The organism is Enterobacter cloacae complex sp. P1B (genome assembly GCF_014982345.1).
GTDB lineage: Bacteria > Pseudomonadota > Gammaproteobacteria > Enterobacterales > Enterobacteriaceae > Enterobacter > Enterobacter bugandensis.
Window position 1 is genome coordinate 341,110 of sequence record NZ_JADCLF010000013.1, and the last position, 16,615, is coordinate 357,724.

Consider the following 16,615-nt stretch of genomic DNA (forward strand, 5'->3'; position numbering starts at 1 on the left):
AATTTTTCACTGTTCACGGAGTACAACATGGTTAACCTCTTCAGGGGATTCGTCCTCCTGTGGCTGTCCTGCATCGGCGTTGCCCATGCGGCAGACACCGGCTGGCTGGTCTCTCCACAAAACGATCACGCCCGCATCCGCTTTCAGGCGGAGAGGGAACAAACGCACGTTAAAGGCCTGCTCACCGTTGAGCTAAAGCCCGGCTGGAAAACCTACTGGCGATCGCCGGGCGAGGGCGGCGTCGCGCCAAAAATCAGCTGGCCGGAAGGCGTAACGGACAACTGGTCCTGGCCGGTTCCTTCGCGCTTCGATATCTCCGGCATGACCACGCAGGGGTATCACGATAAGGTCACGATTCCGATCGTTCTCGACGGGGTGAAGAGCGACGCGCTCAATGGAACGCTCACGCTCTCCACCTGCAGCAACGTCTGCCTGCTGACGGACTACCCGCTGCATCTCGATTTTACCCAGCCGGCGGATGAGGGCTTCCGTAGCGAGTTCGAACAAGCGATGCGCGCCGTTCCAGGCACGTCTGGCGTATCCACGGATCTCTCCGCCTGGCTCGCTGGCGACAAGCTGGTGATTACCGGTACGACGGACGGGAAGTGGAACAATCCGGGGATCTACTTTGACCCGCTGGAGGGTGACATTCTGCCCGGCGAGCCGGCCATTAAGCACGACGGCAACACGCTTCGGGTGACGGTACCCGTGACCGACGAATGGGGCGATAAACCCGCCTCGCTGGAAGGCAAGAGGCTGTCATTTGTGCTGACCAATGGCGGTAACGCGCAGCAAACCACCATGACCGTTGGGGCAACTTCCGCAGAGCCTCCCGCGCCTGAAGGAACGGGTAAAATGGTGCTTTTTGCCCTGCTGGGCGGGCTGATTCTGAACCTGATGCCCTGCGTGCTGCCGGTAATGGGCATGAAGCTTAACAGCATCCTGCAGGCGGGATCGGACAGGCGGGCCATCAGGCTGCGCTTCCTGGCCACCAGCGCCGGGATCCTCACCTCCTTTGCGCTGCTCGCCGCGATGGTGACCGCGCTTAAGCTGACCGGAGCGTCGCTGGGGTGGGGCATTCAGTTCCAGAACCCGTGGTTTATCGGCCTGATGGTTGCCGTGACCTTCCTCTTTGCGCTGAACCTGTTTGGGGCGTTTGAGATGCTGCTCCCTTCTGCTGCCGCCGGGCGGCTGGCAATGGCAGGTGGCACAGGGCTTGGCGGCAGCTTCTGCGAAGGGATGTTCGCCACGCTGCTTGCCACGCCGTGCTCCGCGCCGTTCCTCGGCACGGCGGTTGCCTTTGCCCTTGGCGCGCCGCTGCACGCCCTGTGGCTTATCTTCCTGATGCTGGGCGTGGGCATGAGCCTGCCGTGGCTGTTTGTGGCCCTGGTGCCGAAAACGGCCATGCTGCTGCCAAAACCCGGCCGCTGGATGAACACGCTCAAAACGATCCTGGGCCTGATGATGCTGGCCTCCAGCCTCTGGCTGGTTACGCTGCTGAGCCTGCATCTGGGCGAGGCGGTCAGCCAGGTCGTGATGTTGGTGCTGATCGTTATCGCGCTGGCGCTGTTCGCGAAGAAGGGGCAAACCTCATCGCCGTTATTCTGGGTCGTGGTCATCGCGCTGTCGGTGTTCGGCGGGTATCAGCTGCGCGGGTTGCTCAACTCACCGTCTGACGCCACCACGCAAAGCGTCGCACAGACCATCCCGTGGCAGCCGCTCAGCGAGGAGGCCATTGAGCAGGCGCTGACGCAGGGGAAACGGGTGTTTGTGGATATCTCGGCGGACTGGTGCGTGACCTGCAAAGTTAACGAGCACCGGGTACTGCGTCAGCCGGACGTTATTGCCGCGCTGAGCCAGCCGGACGTGGTGGCCCTGCGCGGAGACTGGAGCCAGCCCTCCGCGCTTATCGCGGAGTTTCTCGCGAAGCGAAACCGCTACGCCATTCCCTTTAATGAGGTCTATGGCCCCGGCACGCCTGACGGAGAGATCCTCTCGCCGCTGCTGGACAAGCGCACCCTGGTCACCACCCTGAACAACGCAAAAGGCTAATGCACTATGAAAAAATTCTTTATTACGCTTATGCTCCTGCTGGCCTCGACTCAGATGATGGCAGCCCAGCCGCTGACGCCGGACCAGGAACAGCGTGCGCAGAAGATGATCGCTGATTTTCTGTTCAACGATCCGGATTCGCCGCGTATTGGCGCGAAAAATCCAAAGCTTACCCTGGTGGTGTTTACCGACTATAACTGCCCGTACTGTAAGAAATTCGATCCTTACCTGGAGAAGATCGTCGAAAAACACCCTGATGTGGCGGTGGTCTTTAAGTTTTTACCTTTCCGCTCGGAAAGTTCGCTGACCGCCGCGCGCGACGCGTTAACCGTCTGGCGCGCGCATCCCGAGCAGTTTATGAAATTTAACCATACCCTGATGGCCAAAAAGGGATACCACGATGACGCCAGCATTCAGGAGGCGCAAAAACGCGCGGGGGTGAGCGTCAGCGCGCCGGATGACGAGAGCATGGTGTCGATCAAACGCAGCCTGATCGTCGCGGAAAAAATGGGAATTCAGGGCACGCCCGCCACGCTTATCGGCGAAGGGCTGCTGCCCGGCTGGGTTCCTTTTGAACAATTCGACGAAATGGTCAGTGACGCACTGAAAAACCGCTAACCTGAAGGGGGCGGAATGCCCCCGAGAAACCGGAGAGGGAAATGAAAAAATTACTGTTACTTTCGGCGCTGGCGACCTCAGGGCTGGCCCAGGCCGCTGATGCCATACCGGATGTGGTGAAGCAGTTCAGCGAGCAGCAGCAGATCAAAATCATTAAGAAACTGGATGCCCCCGGCGGCGCACCGGCCTGGCTGGGGCAATATCAGGACATGGGCGTGACGCTGTTTTTAACGCCGGACGGCAAGCACGTCATTTCGGGTTATCTGTACGATGAAAAAGGAAAAAACCTCAGCGAAGGCTATTTCCAGAAAGAGATCTACGCTCCGATGGGGCGCGAGATGTGGAAGAACCTCAACGCGGCGCATCCCCTGAAGGAAGGGGCAGATAACGCCCCGCGTAAGGTCTTCGTCTTCGCCGATCCGTTCTGCCCGTACTGCAAGCAGTTCTGGGCCGAAGCGCAGCCGTGGGTGAAGGCGGGCAAGGTTCAGCTCAACACGCTGCTGGTGGCGTTTCTTAACCCCAACAGCGGGCGTAACGCCTCTGCGATCCTGAATGCGAAAGATCCGGTTTCGGCCTGGCGCGAATACGAGCTCTCTGGTGGGAAAAAATTGCCAAAACCTGAAGGGGAGGCTTCCCGCGAAACGGTAGCGATCCTGCAAAAACATCAGGCGCTGATGGACAGCCTGGGCGCAAACGCCACGCCGGCCATTTACTATCTGAATGCGGAAAACGAGTTGCAGCAGGTGGTCGGTATGCCGGACGCGCAGCAGCTTGAGGCAATGTTCGGGCCGAAGCCGTAAGAAATCAGGCAGAAACGGGGCGTTTCTGCCTGATAGTCACTTAGCTACCCCAGCGTCCTTTGAGGTAGTTCACCGCCTGCTGGGTCTGCGGCTGGTTCAGGTAATCTTCCCGGAACAGGATGGTGCCGTTCACGTTGGGCAGCGAATCGTTAAGGTCGAGCTGTTTTTTTAGCTCCGGCACGCCGCCCTGAACCGTCCAGTCCGGCTCATTCTTCGACGGTTCGCCCACCTTGTAGAACGCAATGCCGATATACAGGCGGGTATGGGTCGGCTTGACGACGTCGGCCCACCATTTGGTCAGCACGTCATAGCGCGCCGCATCACGGGCGAAGGGCCAGTATATCTGCGGGGCGATGTAGTCCAGCAGGCCCTGCTGCACCCACTGACGCGTATCGGCGTAGGATTCATCGTAGGCTGCGGCGCCGCGCGTGTCCGAACCCGCCGGGTCAAAGGAGCGGTTTCGCCACACGCCCGCCGGGCTGACGCCAAACTCCACGTTGGGCCTGGTCTGCTTTATCGCGCGGGAGACCTGCACGATCAGCTGCTGCGTATTGTGTCTGCGCCAGTCGGCTTTTGAGGCAAATCCCTGGCCGTACTGCCGCCAGGTTTGCGCGTCGTTGAGCGCGGATCCCGGCGATTCAGCGTAAAAGTAATCATCAAACTGCACGCCGTCTACCGGGTAGTTCGCCACCACTTCGGTCACCACTTTGGTTATCCAGTCACGCACTTCGGGAATGCCCGGGTCGAGAACAAAACGATCGCCGGAGACGCGTACCCATTCCGGGTGCTGAACATAGACGCTGGACGGGGTCAGATATGAAGTCCGGTTCAGGGCGGCGATGGTTGATGGCTTCGTGTTGGTCGACACGCGGTATGGGTTAAACCAGGCATGGACCTTCATGCCGCGCTTGTGCGCTTCATCCAGCATAAATTGCAGCGGGTCGTAACCCGGATATTCGCCGATGTTGCCCGTCAGCATATCTGACCACGGTAGAATTTTTGATGACCAGAGCGCGGTGCTGTCCGGCTTCACCTGGAAAAATACGGTGTTAATCCCGAGGCGCTTAAGGTTGTCGAGCTTGCCGATCAGCGCCTGCTTTTGCATGGTGATGCGCTGGTCGGCGCTGCGGCCATTCACCGAGGCCACCGGCGGCCAGTCGAGACGAGAGACGGTCGCCAGCCAGACCCCGCGCATCGGCTCGTTTGCCTGCTGTGTTGGTTTGCTGGCGGTGGGAAGAGGGGTAACCAGTGATTTAGGTGGTTTTGAGGAGCAGCTTACAAGTAAAAGCGCGCAGGCAGCCAGCGCACCGATCCGTTTTACGTGTCGCGTCATTTGCGTATTAGCTCTTGATAATCCGACTGTTAGCCCAGGGATTAAAGGCGGGCGCCGCCTGTTCTGCGCTTTCCTCATCGTTGAGGGAATCCAGATACAGGGCTTCAACTTCCGCGCGCGCCCACGGGGTGCGGCGCAGGAATTTCAGGCTCGATTTAACGCTGGGATCTTTTCTGAAACAGTTAATTTTGATGCGGTCGCCCAATTCGCTCCAGCCATACTTCGCCACCAGGGCGTTGACCATCATCTCCAGCGTTACGCCATGTAAAGGATCTTTGGAAATGTGTGCAGTCATAGGCGTCCGGATGTCTCGATTTTTTGGGGATTGGGTTAAACGCTGAAAGGGTACAAGAAAGCAGGGGAAGCGGCAATTTTCCTTTTCCCCTCGCTCACTTTATGACGGACTCCGTGCGCTGATTTTCACCGACAATTTTTCCCGCGCTGTTTTCAATCGTAAACCGAATCGACACGTCGTCCTGGCCCACGGGCGTAGCCGTCAGCGTTTTGACCATCGTTCCCGAGTCTGCTGCGATCGTCATCGTCGTCGTGCCTTTAGCCAGCACCTTGTCGCGCTGCGTGATACGCCAGGTCAGGCGGCATTCGCTGCACGGTTTCCAGGTGTCGTTGATGGCCCAGAGGCGCACGGTCGCCGCCGCGCCGGATTGCCACTGCGCGGTGACGGGTTCAATGGACGGCAAAACAGGCTGGTAGGCGCGTTTTAAGGCGTAAAACCCGGCTTTAGGTTTACGAAGGTAGTCCACTACGCCCCAGTTGATGGAGGGCCAGGTTTCCACAAACATAAAGTGGAACAGGGCCGTCACCGGCTGGTATCGCTGTCGGCGATAGCTTTCGGCCGCCGTGGCCACCAGCTGAGACTGGTACGCCTGGGTATTGCGTATCATCGCCTGAATATTCTTCCCGCGTGAAATACCGGCGAACTTAAAGGTCTGGAAGGGCTGAAAATTATGGTATTTCCAGACGGTCCAGCCGGGATCGTCGGCGGCAGTCGTTTTTGGCCAGAGCGACGCCGCCGGGATGATGGTTTTTAGCGTTGACAGGCGGGGAAGCGCCTGCGCGCCGAACTCGGTAATGATCCCCGTTTTGGCTGGGGCAAGCAGGTCGCGCACGGTGCCGAAGTACCAGCCCGCCCAGTAATGCTCCTCAACGGCGGAGAAGCGGTGCACGATGCGGGAGGTATCTTCGGCAAGCGTATCCGCCACCTTTTGCGTGAGCTCGCGATTCAGATCTTTATTCCAGTCCGGGAAGCGTTTTTCCATCCACGGCGAATTCCACGGCGGTTCGTTATGCCCGCCCCAGACGATGATGGCGGGCGAATTGCCAAACTGTTCGATCATCTCCCGCGTCTGTCGAACCGCATTTTCCGTGAAAGCCGCACTGTTGTTGTAGCCCCACTGCAGCGGAACATCCTGCCAGATCATCATGCCCATCTCATCGGCCACGTCATACAACGCACGTCCGGCAACGTGTCCGTGCACGCGTATGGCGTTGGCGTTCATGGCTTCCACCAGACGAAGGTCGCGTCGGTATTTTTTCCGCGTCATGGTGCCGAGCCAGGGGGAACCGATGTAATTGCTGCCCTTAATAAAAAGGCGCCTGTCGTTTATGAGCCAGCCCTTATTGTCGGGCTGCTCGACGATTTTGCGCAGCCCGGTGCGGGTTACCGCCGTGTCCATTAAGCCGTTTGCATCTCGCAACGCCACGCGAACGGTATACAGGTGGGGTTTCCCCGTGCCGATCGGCCACCACAGCTTTGCCTTCGGCATGGGCAGCGTCACCTGCACGGAATGGGCACCGCTTTCGAGAGTAACCGGAAAGTCAGCCTGATAGGGCCTGCCGCTGAAGTTGGCGGGCGTGGCGGTGAGCCGCACGGTCGCCAGGCCCTGATCGAGCGCGCGATAGCGAATATCCGCTTTTAGCGTCGGGCGAGTCAGCCCCTGCGACCAGTCGGGCCGCAGGATGGTCTCATCAAGGGTAGCTCCCCGGCTAAGGTGCAGCCGGACCGGTGCCCAAATGCCGCCCGAGTTAGCGTCCTGTCCTTCCGGCGACCAGGCGCCACCGGGACGCGTGTCATGCTGATTCAGAACCCCCTTCATGGCCGTTTTATGCAAAGGCCAGATCTTGTGCGGATCTTCGTAGGGGCTGTCTACCCTGACGATGAGCCGATTGTGACGTTGTAACGCCGGGCTGGCGTCCAGCGAAAAACGCTGAAAGTAGCCCTCATGCTTGCCCAGCGGCTGGCCGTTCAGGGTCACCTCGGCCAGGTAATCGACGCCGTCAAACACCAGGGTACTCATCACGTCAGGGGGCTGCACGGGCAGGGAAAACGCGTGCTTGTACCACAGCGCGCCCTGATGATCGTACCCGGCACTGTACCAGTTGGCAGGAACCTGAAGCGGGTGCCAGCCTGATGCGGCAGGACGTGCGCTGTCATTGGCATCCTGAACCTGCCATTCTCCGGTCAGAGACCAACTGACCGGCGCAGAGTTCGCCACCGCGTGGGTGGTCAACAGGGCAACGAGCAGCGTGCAGTTGCGAGCGTTCATTTGTTTACCCCGCGCGCGTTGAGCCACGCCATCAGGCGCAGCGATTCCTGGCGAAGATTTTCTTTCAGGGCCGCAAGCTGGCGCCCATCCAGCGTATGCGCGTCGCTTTCCAGCACCTGCAACTGCTGTGCGAGCGTGCTGAAGTCCAGGGTGACGGCTTCTCCGCGCAGCTTGTGGGCCGCTCGTCGCAGCGCCTCGCGGTCGTTGCTGTCGATCGCCTGGGTAATGGTTTTGATTGCTTCATTTAGCCCTTCGCCAAACAGGGCCAGCAGCTCCTGTACCAGGGTGGGATCGTCAGCGCACTGCTTCAGCAGGCGTGCTTCATCCGGAAAACCGGAGGCGTCTTCGTGGTGCTGGAGCACGCGGGCAATCTCTTCAGCGAGACGCTCCTGGCTGATGGGTTTGGCAATATAGCCGTCGAACCCCATGTTCAGGCAGCGCTCTTTATCCCCCTGCATGGCGTGTGCGGTCATGGCGACGGTGGGTTGAGGCGGTCCGGGCCGGGACTGCTCTTCTTCACGAAGCAGGCGAATGGCGGTCTCACCGTCCATCTCTGGCATCTGAAGGTCGATCAGTAAAACGTCCCACGCATCCGCGCGCCAGCGTTCCAGCAGCGCGACGCCATTGTCGACGATCTGACAGCTATGGCCGAGCCGCTCGAGCAGGCGCGCGGCGACCTTCTGGTTGACCAGATTATCTTCAGCCAGCAGGATCCGCAGTCCCGTGGCTGCAGGCGAGGCGACAGGCGCGGGCGTGCTTTCACCCACGGGTGCTGGCGAACGTTCAAACGCGGCGGCAATCGCCTGATGTAATTCATCCTGGGCGATAGGCTTATGCAGATAGTTCTTGATTCCGATCCGCTTCAGCATATTGATATCAAAATGTCGGCTCATGGAGCTCAGCATGATGATATGGCTTTCAGCAACCTGCGGCAGAACCGAAAGCTCAAGGGCCAGAGACACGCCGTCCATATCCGGCATCTGCGCGTCCAGCAGGATCAGGGGCCACGCCGTTCCCGTTCTAACCCGGTCAATGGCCTCGCTGGCGTTGTTAACGCAGGTGGGTTTCAGTCCCATCTGGCTGAGCATCGCGGCCAGCAGCCGCAGGTTGGTCGCGTTATCATCAACCACCAGTACGGGTTCACCGTTAAAGCGCTGGCTATGTGGGCGCTCTCCGGGCGCAAGGATCTGCGCCGCCAGGGGCAGCGAGAACGAAAATTCGCTTCCTTTTCCCGGCTCGCTGGAGACCGTTAATTCGCCCCCCATGGCCGCAACCAGTCTTGCCGAGATGGTTAGCCCGAGCCCCGTACCGCCGTAGCGGCGGGTGGTTGAGTTGTCCGCCTGGCTGAAGGCTTCAAAAATGGCCTTCTGCTTATCTGCCGGTATGCCAATGCCGCTGTCGCGCACGCGAAAACGCCATCGATTCGCGCTATCGCCGGGCTCAACAACCAGGATCACTTCTCCCTGATGGGTAAATTTCAGCGCGTTGCCCAGCAGATTGGTCAGGATTTGGCGCAGCCGCGCGCCGTCAACCAGCAGCACGTCGGGAACGTCGGGCGCAATATCAACCAGCAGCTCGATGCCTTTTTCGCTCGCCCCCGGCATGTGCGGGCGAATGAGCGACTGAATAAAGGGGCGGACAGGTACGGGTTCCGTCTCCAGCTCCACTTTGCCGGCTTCAATTCGGGAAAAGTCGAGAATATCGTTGATGATATGCAGAAGCGACTGGGCAGAGCTCATCACCAGGGTCAGATAGTCACGCTGATCGGCACTCAGAGACGTATCCAGGCACAGCTGGGTCATGCCGATAATGCCGTTCATCGGGGTACGAATTTCATGGCTCATATTCGCCAGAAACGCGCTTTTTGCCTCATTGGCTTTTTGTGCCTCAATGGCCGAGGCGAACGCCTGAATTTCAGCCTCTTTGCGCCGCGTAATATCCTGCAGCGTGCCAATAACGCGCTCTGCGTTTCCCTCAATGGAGAGCGTAACCACCTGGCCGGACAGTAGCATCCAGCGCAGCCCTTCGGTAGGGTGATGCACGCGAATTTCACATTCAAAGACCGGACGATGATCCTGCTTCGAAGCGTGCAGCGCCTTGCGTAGCGCTGCGCGATCGTCCTCGTGGACCTGATTGAGGAGAAAACGCACCGGATATCGCCACTGTGTGCGCGACTGGCCCAGCATGGCAAGCAGGGTATCGTTGACCTGGAGCGTGTCGCCGGAAACCTGCCAGTCCCAGATCCCGATATGAATGGATTCCGCCGTCAGCAGAAAGTCGTCATGCAGCTGGTGGCGCGCGCGCTGCGCTTCATCCAGCTCCGTAACATCGCTGTGCAGGCTGACAATACCACCGTCCGCAAGCCGCTGATGCTGGACGAAGATCCGCCGCTGGCCCGCCTGGCGCACCTCGCAGTGTTTATCCTGCCGACAGTTGCGCACGATCGACTCGCGCAGCGTCTGCCGCAGGCCGGGGTCGACGTTGTAAACGGCATCGATAAAGCGTTCCGCCAGCGCCTCAAGTGTCGTTCCCACCGTCAGCCACGGGGTTATGACCGGATAAAACAGGGCCACGTTGTGATTCCAGGCCTGAAGGCGTTCCTCGCGGTCATAAATCATGACGGCGGCCGGCAGCGCGTTAAGATCGTACGTGAATGAACTCATCGTGATTCCCCCTACGCGCGGTAGTGCAGTTCTGCCTGTCGGCGAAGGTATTCCAGCCCGGGCGCGATCGCCATGGCCCAGGCGGTGAGGATCTCATCGTCGCACTGCGGATCGCGCAGGCTCACCGCGTTCAACATCGCTTCGCGCCAAAGGGCAAAAAACCGCGGGGGAAGGTGGAGGCCGTCGTCGCTTTGCTCCCGCGCCAGGCGCTCGAGAAAATCAGGGACGATCAGGGCGCCGTCGACCGCAAGCATGGCGAAGAAGCTTTTAAACAGGGTCTGCTGACCCTCCCGATCCGGCAGACGAGAAAAATGCGCCTCGGTTTCGGGTGACATATGGACGAAGGCGTCATAGAACGTCTGAAAAAACGCGGTTTTTTCATTATTCGGAAAGACGCGGTTCAGGCTTGATTCAAACAGATCGCGATAGAACTTCACGGCGTCCTCCTTATGGTGCTTTCGCCCGGCAGACAGTGCCCGATGGGCGTGTATTGCTCCGCCAGACGGCGTGAGAAGTAGCTCTCTTTCTTCGACCGACGCACGTCAAACAGAGGCCCGGCGTTGTGTTTAAAGAAGAGGGCTTCCAGCACCGTGGCGTTGGTCGAGAGGGTTAAGGCAGCGTTGGTATCGCCCGTGGCTTCCTGACGGCCTTCATACCAGCCTTTCTGCGGATCGTTAAGGTGTTGGGTGACCGTCATCAGCACGTCGGTGTACGGGGTGTCCCACAGGGCCCACAGGGCAAAAACCGCTTTAGTCGATACCTGTGCGAAACGGGTGTAGTCCCGGCCATCGTCTCCGACAGAGTTCCAGGCATAGCCATTTCCCCAGACGGTATCCTGGATATGCCAGGGCGCCTGAGAGAGCGTGAAATCTGCCCTGGCCGTCAGGATTTTATCGGTCTCCCAGCGGGTCTTCTGGCTCAGCCAGACGTTTTCGGCCTGCTTGCGCAGACGCTGTTGCAGATCGGCCGCAACGCCTTCTGGCTCCCAGCCAAACTCCAGGCCCGGCAGCATATAGGGAAGGGTGGTAATCAGAGAGGGCTGCCACGTGGTGCGCGGATCGCGGGCATCGACGGCCAGACGCCGCTGGGCGATGATGACGTGGTGCGCCGGGGGCGTAAATGCTTTATCCGGGGAAAATCCCCACAGCTGAAACGCCGTCGCGGCATATTCACTTTCGCCCAGCCGCAGTTCCTCCCGCACGACCGGCTGACCGTTTTGCAGGGAAGAGGACCACAGTTCGCCTTCGCTATCGATGACCGGGCAGAAATTCCAGCGCAGGATAATTTTATCCAGGTATTCGCTGTACTGCGGCTCCCGCTGTGCGGTAAGGCGCAGGGCGAGCATCAGACGCGCCATGTCGCGCGCGGACCAGCCGTTTTTGCTGGGCTTGCCGCTAAAGTCGACTGGCGTCGCCGTCTGGCTGGAATAGAGTCGACCCGGCGTTCGGGCATCGGTCAGCATCAGGCGGTTTAGAGTGCCCATGAGACGGGTTAAGCGAGCGTCATACTCGGCGTCCTCAATCAGCCCCAGCTCTTTTGCCGCCAGCAGGGCAATAAGTGTATCGCCCATTTGCCAGAGCGTGACGCGGGGCTGTTTGTCGCTCCCGTTGACCAGGCCCGTTTGCGGCTGGGTATTATTGACGAAATAGCGCCAGGCGATCGTCGCCCACGTCTGCTCTTCCGGCGTCAGGGCGGCGATACGCGCGCTGGAGTGCCAGCCGCCGTGGATTAGCCAGCGCCAGCCTGCTCCCTGATGGCCAAACAGGGCAAAGATGACCCCGCCTGCAAGGAGTAATCCCGCGAGCCCTCTGGCTAAGGTTTTAAGCATTGCGCAGTCACCGGAGGCAGTTTAACGGGCTCGTCCACGCTGCATGACGCGCACTGACAGGCCTGACAGGCGGGTTTGGTACGCTGCGTGACGCCGGTCCGGTCGCACCAGCTTTTTATGGCCGGTGTGCTGCTAAGGAACGGACGGCTGCGCAGCGCGTTGTTCTCTTCAAACTGATCGAGCAGCTTGCGATCCCACAGCGAGGGGGCAAAATCCTTGCTCTTTGGGTTGTCGGTGTTGAAGGCCAGCAGTTTTCCCTCTTTCTTGAACAGCAGGGCTTCCAGCATGATGCCGTTATTGTTCGCGGTGAACTCTTTGATCGGGCCGTCACCGTTTTCATACAGCCCTTCGTAGTAGCCTTTTCCCTCTTCGTTGGCATTCTCAATCGTATTCAGCAGGCGGTCGGTATAGGGGGAGTTCCACAACACCCACATGCCCAGCGCCGCCTTCAGCGATATCGCGGCAGCGTTGGGGACGAACTGGCCTTTATCGGTAATGGTGTTCCAGTTGTATCCGTCGCTGAAGACGGTGTCATAGACGAAGTAAGGGGCCTTATCGAGCTGGTGCTCGGAGCGCGCGGTGAGGACGCCGGTAATGGTATAGCGGTTCTCCTGAGCCTGATAAACACGGTCAGCAAAGTTTTTCATCCACGTCAGGGAGTAGTCGCGCGGGGCGTTATCCCGGTCGGTCGGTTTATCAAAGCCGAACTCCAGCCCGTAGAGCAGGTAGGATTCCGTCACCACGTAGTTATGCTGCGACGTGTTGCGCGGGTCGCGCGTATCGTACGGGACCAGCACGCAGTAGATTTCGGCCAGCTCATAAGGCTGCGGACGGCTGGCTTTACAGGTATTAAACCCCCAAAGCTGGAACCCGGCCGCGCCGTACTCTTCATAGCCCAGCCGACCTTCCTGAACGTACTTCGGCTGGCCGTTCTCGAGATAGGCCCCGTACAGCGTGCCGCAGGGGTCGATCGCGTGGCTGAAATCCCAGCCGAGCACCACGTTATCAATGCTGTTGCCGTATTCCGGATAGCGCTCTTTGACAATTTTCAGCCAGACCAGCATTCGCCCGATATCCAGCGCCGAGAAGCCAATTTCGCCGGGCTTGTTGGTGTAGTCTACCTTCTGGGCGCTGATGGTGTTATAGGCCTTGTTGGGCAGCTCGTTGCGGAACAGTACCAGGGTGTTTAACGTGGCGAGAAATTTCAGCATCCGGCGGTCAAATTCCGCTTTATCAATGATCCCGAGCTCGCGCGCCGCCGTCAGGGCGGCCAGATAGGAGGCGCTGTCCCACATGGTGGTGGAGGGAAATTTGTTGACCGCATTCACCAGGCCCGTCGTGGGCTGATAGTTGGTGACGAAATACTGCCAGGCGTTTTTCGCGATGGTCATCTCTCGGACCGTCAGCTCGCCGCTGCGCGGGGAGTAACCTGATGCAGGAAGCTCGGTGTCCGCACGCACGGTCGATAACGCCAGCCAGCAGATCGTTATTCCCGTGAGCAGGTGGAAAAGGATCGGGGATCGTGGCTTCATGGCGTTGCTCCTGCTGAGGGGGAAGTGTAGAGGCAGGCCAGACAGAGCATCTGACCATGCGCGATGTAAGACAGACTTTCCAGCACAATGGCATTGGTATCGGCGTCCACGACGGCATTGACGCTGTTGTTAAGATTTAATCCGCGCTGCCAGCCTTTACCCGGTACCTGAAGCGGCAGAACCTGCTGGCGCAGCGCTTCGCTCCAGCTGTTGCGGAACAGAGCATACCAGGCAAACGCGGTGCGGGTGGAGGTAATTGCCACTTTCTCCGGCACCTCGTCGCGCAGGTTGCGCGCCTGTACCGGCTGCCGGTTCGGCAGATCGTTGACGTAATCCGGCGCCGGTTCGGCGTAATCCGTGCTGACAGGGGATTTTGGGCTGCGCAGGCTATGACGCCGCTGCTGGATCTGCATAATCCGCCACGCAATCTCAGCGCTCTGCGCGTCAAAGCCCAGTTCAAGGCCGGTTAACAGGTAGGGGAGACTGATCAGGGAGGTTTGCTTGCCCCAGGGCGTGCGTAGCCCTTCATCCGGCACCATCACGCCGTCCAGATCGATCATCTTTTGCCCTTCAGGCGGGTTGGTTACCGCGAGGCCTGCCGCGCTGTCAATCAGGCGCAGCGTATGGCTGGCATAGAGACGGTAGCCAAAACTGTCCCGCTGTTCGTCATCGGTCAGCGTCCAGTGATGGAGCGGCACGGCCGCCTGGCTTTGGACGTTATGTTCAATCAGAGCGCCGGTGTTCCAGAGGCTGAAGAGATCATGGATAGCCGCCGCGTGCTGAGGATAGCGCCACAGGAGGGTCTGAAGCGCCGTCAGCAGGCGGCTCAGCCCAATTGCCGAGGCGTCGGGTTTGCCGAGGATTTTCAGGGTGTCGGCATGGTAATACGCAGCTGGGAGGCCTCGCTCGTTGAGCGGCAGCTGCCCCAGCGCGAACAGGGCCGTACCGATCCTCTCGTCGAACTCATCGGCGGAAATAATGTTGAGCTGCTCTGCGGCAGCGGTCGCAAACAGGTAGCTTCCCACGCTCCAGAGGCTCAGCCAGGGTTCACCGTCGCTGGCATTCGGCAGGCCGTTTGGCTGGGTATTATTCACGTAGTATTGCCAGGCGACCCGCGCCCAGATGGCTTCGTCATAGGTCAGGGCGCGTTTCGCAGGCAGCGGCGGGAAGTCTTTGCTGAGCGCGATGCCGCCGCTGCTTTCCACGCGCGTGGGCATCTGTTTCTCCACCCAGGCCACAATGGCAAAGCCGAGCAGGAACCCGAGCAAAATGGTGAGGTAGCTGCGCGCGGGCAGCAGGGCATCACGTATCCTCATTGGGTGACCTCATCCTCTTCAGCGGGCGTCCACATGGCCGCGAAAATCAGCGGCAGCATGGCGGCGATATTCACCCCTCCCCAGAAAATATTGATGACGTAGCCGGAGGGGTCGTCCACCTGTCCACGCGCCACCTGAATACCGCCCCAGATAAGCCCTGCGAGGGTCAGCACCACAATGGCAATCTGCGGCTTCACCAGGTAGAGAAAACGGCCCCTCTGGCGCTCTTTTGGCGTGACGTGAAATTTGATCTGCTCGCCCCGCAGCACCGTATTGAGCGCGCGCAGGTTCATGGAAAAGAAGGAAAGGTAAGAGGCCCTGCCGTCCCAGGCCGAGATCCCCCATGTCCCGAACATAAACGCCAGTTCAGAGAAGATAAAAAAGGGAAGAAAGTGGAGATAGAACGGCGTCGACCAGGCGGATACCGGCGGAATGCCGGTGAACAGATAGATAATGGGCGAAATCAAAAATACCGTGTTCCACACGCAGGCCATGTAAGACCAGAAGGTGGTGGCATACATCAGCGTCTGGGGGAGGGAAAGCCGGAAGCGGCGACGGCTGAAGATGTTGTCATGGAACAAAATATCCAGCGAGCCGGCGGCGTATTTAAAGCGCTGGATCATCCAGGTCAGCATATCCTGCGGAGAGAGCATCTTCGACTCCACCCGCGGATGCATGACCGATCGCCAGCGTCGCGCGGCGTCACCGTGCAGCAGCACCGAGGTGTAAATATCTTCGGAGACGTGAAATTTGTAGGGGGTGAGCTCGGTGTCAAACGCCACGTGCGGGCGCATCGCCTCCTGCAGCGCTTCGCGGGTTTCTTCATCGCGGATGTCGCGGGTGTGGCGATGGATCTCCTCTTCGACGGACCAGACGTAGCTTCTCAGCGCGGCCTGCATGACCGCCTCGCGCCGGTGGATGGAGGCCGCGCCGCAGCAGAAAGCCGCGTTCGCCCAGTTGCGCCGCCGCAGGATCACGTCATAGAACATGCGCGGATCGTTAAAAAACGGGTCGCGGCCTACGGTCACCGGGCCAACACACTTTTGAATCAGCCAGCCCAGACCGTAGCCCACTTTTCCGGCTTTTCGCTGGCCCCAGCGTGAAAGATTTTCTCCTTCCGGAAGGTCGAAGAACCACTGCGGCGTCTGCACCCAGGCCACGTCCGGATCGCGAAAATAGCCCAGCGTATGGCTGAGCAGGGTGGGAAATACGCGGGTATCGGCGTCGCAGATAACAATAAAATCACCGTCGGTTTGCTCAAGACCGTTGCGCAGGTTGCCGGCCTTAAAGCCGATGTTGGTCTGGCGGCTGATATAGTTAACGCCTTCCTCGTCGCAGACGGCTTTCATCTCCGGGCGGCGGCCGTCATCAAGCACGTGGATCCGGTAGTCAATCGGGTACGGGTAGGCCATCTTCAGGGCGTCGCGAATGGACAGCCTGACCAGCTCGGTGTCTTCCGAGTAGGTGGCAATGAACAAATCCACTTTAACAGGACGAGGTTCTACGGCCTCTTCCGGAAACAGGCATTCGTTAATTTCGCCGGGGGGCGGACACTGGGGGGGATCCTGTTCTTTCCATAAGTTGATGGTAAACAGCACGGTCCCTATCCACGCCAGCGTTTCGGCGAGGACCAGCGGTATGGCATACCATAGTGCGTCAGTATTCAGGGAGGCGGTCCAGCGCCAGTAAATATAATTTGCACCCAGAATAAGTGCCGCGACCGCTAATACCTGCCAGGTCATCATGACCCAACGCGGTGTTGTTAACGGTTCCGGAGGACGACGATGTTCAAAACGGGAAAAATAAAAATCCATAGTTCCGGCGTTCCTGATTCCGTGAAAATGCAGACCCATTCTGCTGCGCAGACAGTTGCCCAAAAGCGAAAGAAAATAGCGAGTAAACAAGATTT

General features: G+C 59.3%; 12 protein-coding genes. 3 read left to right on the plus strand and 9 right to left on the minus strand.

What is annotated here, in order from left to right:
* Positions 1 to 27: 27 nt before the first annotated feature.
* Genes INF77_RS14490 through dsbG form a run of 3 tightly spaced genes read left to right on the plus strand, consistent with a single transcriptional unit; the run spans position 28 to position 3,470 of the window.
* The gene (locus INF77_RS14490; protein ID WP_193531900.1) at positions 28 to 2,052 is read left to right on the plus strand and encodes a protein-disulfide reductase DsbD; all 2,025 of its coding nucleotides are present in this window, start codon (positions 28 to 30) and stop codon (positions 2,050 to 2,052) included.
* Between the two features lie 6 nt (positions 2,053 to 2,058).
* A complete protein-coding gene (locus INF77_RS14495; RefSeq protein ID WP_193531899.1) occupies positions 2,059 to 2,670 on the plus strand; it encodes a DsbA family protein in 612 nt (203 codons plus the stop codon).
* A gap of 41 nt (positions 2,671 to 2,711) precedes the next feature.
* Positions 2,712 to 3,470, plus strand: a complete 759-nt coding sequence (gene dsbG / locus INF77_RS14500; protein WP_048959687.1) for a thiol:disulfide interchange protein DsbG — start codon at positions 2,712 to 2,714, stop codon at positions 3,468 to 3,470.
* A 40-nt stretch (positions 3,471 to 3,510) separates the two neighbouring features.
* Here the strand turns inward: dsbG and INF77_RS14505 are convergent, their stop codons facing one another.
* From INF77_RS14505 to INF77_RS14545, 9 genes are all read right to left on the minus strand, one after another.
* Positions 3,511 to 4,803, minus strand: coding sequence for a glycoside hydrolase family 10 protein (locus INF77_RS14505; protein WP_063942441.1), 1,293 nt, complete (start codon positions 4,801 to 4,803; stop codon positions 3,511 to 3,513).
* A 7-nt stretch (positions 4,804 to 4,810) separates the two neighbouring features.
* Positions 4,811 to 5,098: a VF530 family DNA-binding protein gene (locus INF77_RS14510; protein ID WP_041909918.1), complete on the minus strand. Its 288-nt coding sequence runs from the start codon at positions 5,096 to 5,098 to the stop codon at positions 4,811 to 4,813.
* 94 nt (positions 5,099 to 5,192) lie between these two features.
* Complete coding sequence (locus INF77_RS14515) at positions 5,193 to 7,367, minus strand: glycoside hydrolase family 2 TIM barrel-domain containing protein (protein WP_193531898.1); 2,175 nt, start codon at positions 7,365 to 7,367, stop codon at positions 5,193 to 5,195.
* Entirely contained in the window at positions 7,364 to 10,030 is a 2,667-nt protein-coding gene (locus INF77_RS14520) for a PAS domain-containing hybrid sensor histidine kinase/response regulator (RefSeq protein WP_193531897.1), read from the minus strand. Before INF77_RS14520 ends, INF77_RS14515 begins: the two co-directional genes overlap by 4 nt.
* Positions 10,031 to 10,041: 11 nt before the next feature.
* Positions 10,042 to 10,467, minus strand: coding sequence for a hypothetical protein (locus INF77_RS14525; RefSeq protein WP_028013202.1), 426 nt, complete (start codon positions 10,465 to 10,467; stop codon positions 10,042 to 10,044).
* Complete coding sequence (locus INF77_RS14530) at positions 10,464 to 11,858, minus strand: DUF3131 domain-containing protein (RefSeq protein WP_193531896.1); 1,395 nt, start codon at positions 11,856 to 11,858, stop codon at positions 10,464 to 10,466. Before INF77_RS14530 ends, INF77_RS14525 begins: the two co-directional genes overlap by 4 nt.
* Complete coding sequence (locus tag INF77_RS14535; RefSeq protein WP_028013200.1) at positions 11,843 to 13,390, minus strand: DUF3131 domain-containing protein; 1,548 nt, start codon at positions 13,388 to 13,390, stop codon at positions 11,843 to 11,845. The genes INF77_RS14530 and INF77_RS14535 overlap by 16 nt, the downstream gene beginning before the upstream one ends.
* A complete protein-coding gene (locus INF77_RS14540; RefSeq protein ID WP_193531895.1) occupies positions 13,387 to 14,706 on the minus strand; it encodes a DUF3131 domain-containing protein in 1,320 nt (439 codons plus the stop codon). The genes INF77_RS14535 and INF77_RS14540 overlap by 4 nt, the downstream gene beginning before the upstream one ends.
* Positions 14,703 to 16,520 (minus strand): glycosyltransferase, encoded by a 1,818-nt coding sequence (locus tag INF77_RS14545; RefSeq protein WP_063942448.1) that lies wholly within the window; start codon positions 16,518 to 16,520, stop codon positions 14,703 to 14,705. The genes INF77_RS14540 and INF77_RS14545 overlap by 4 nt, the downstream gene beginning before the upstream one ends.
* Positions 16,521 to 16,615: the final 95 nt, after the last annotated feature.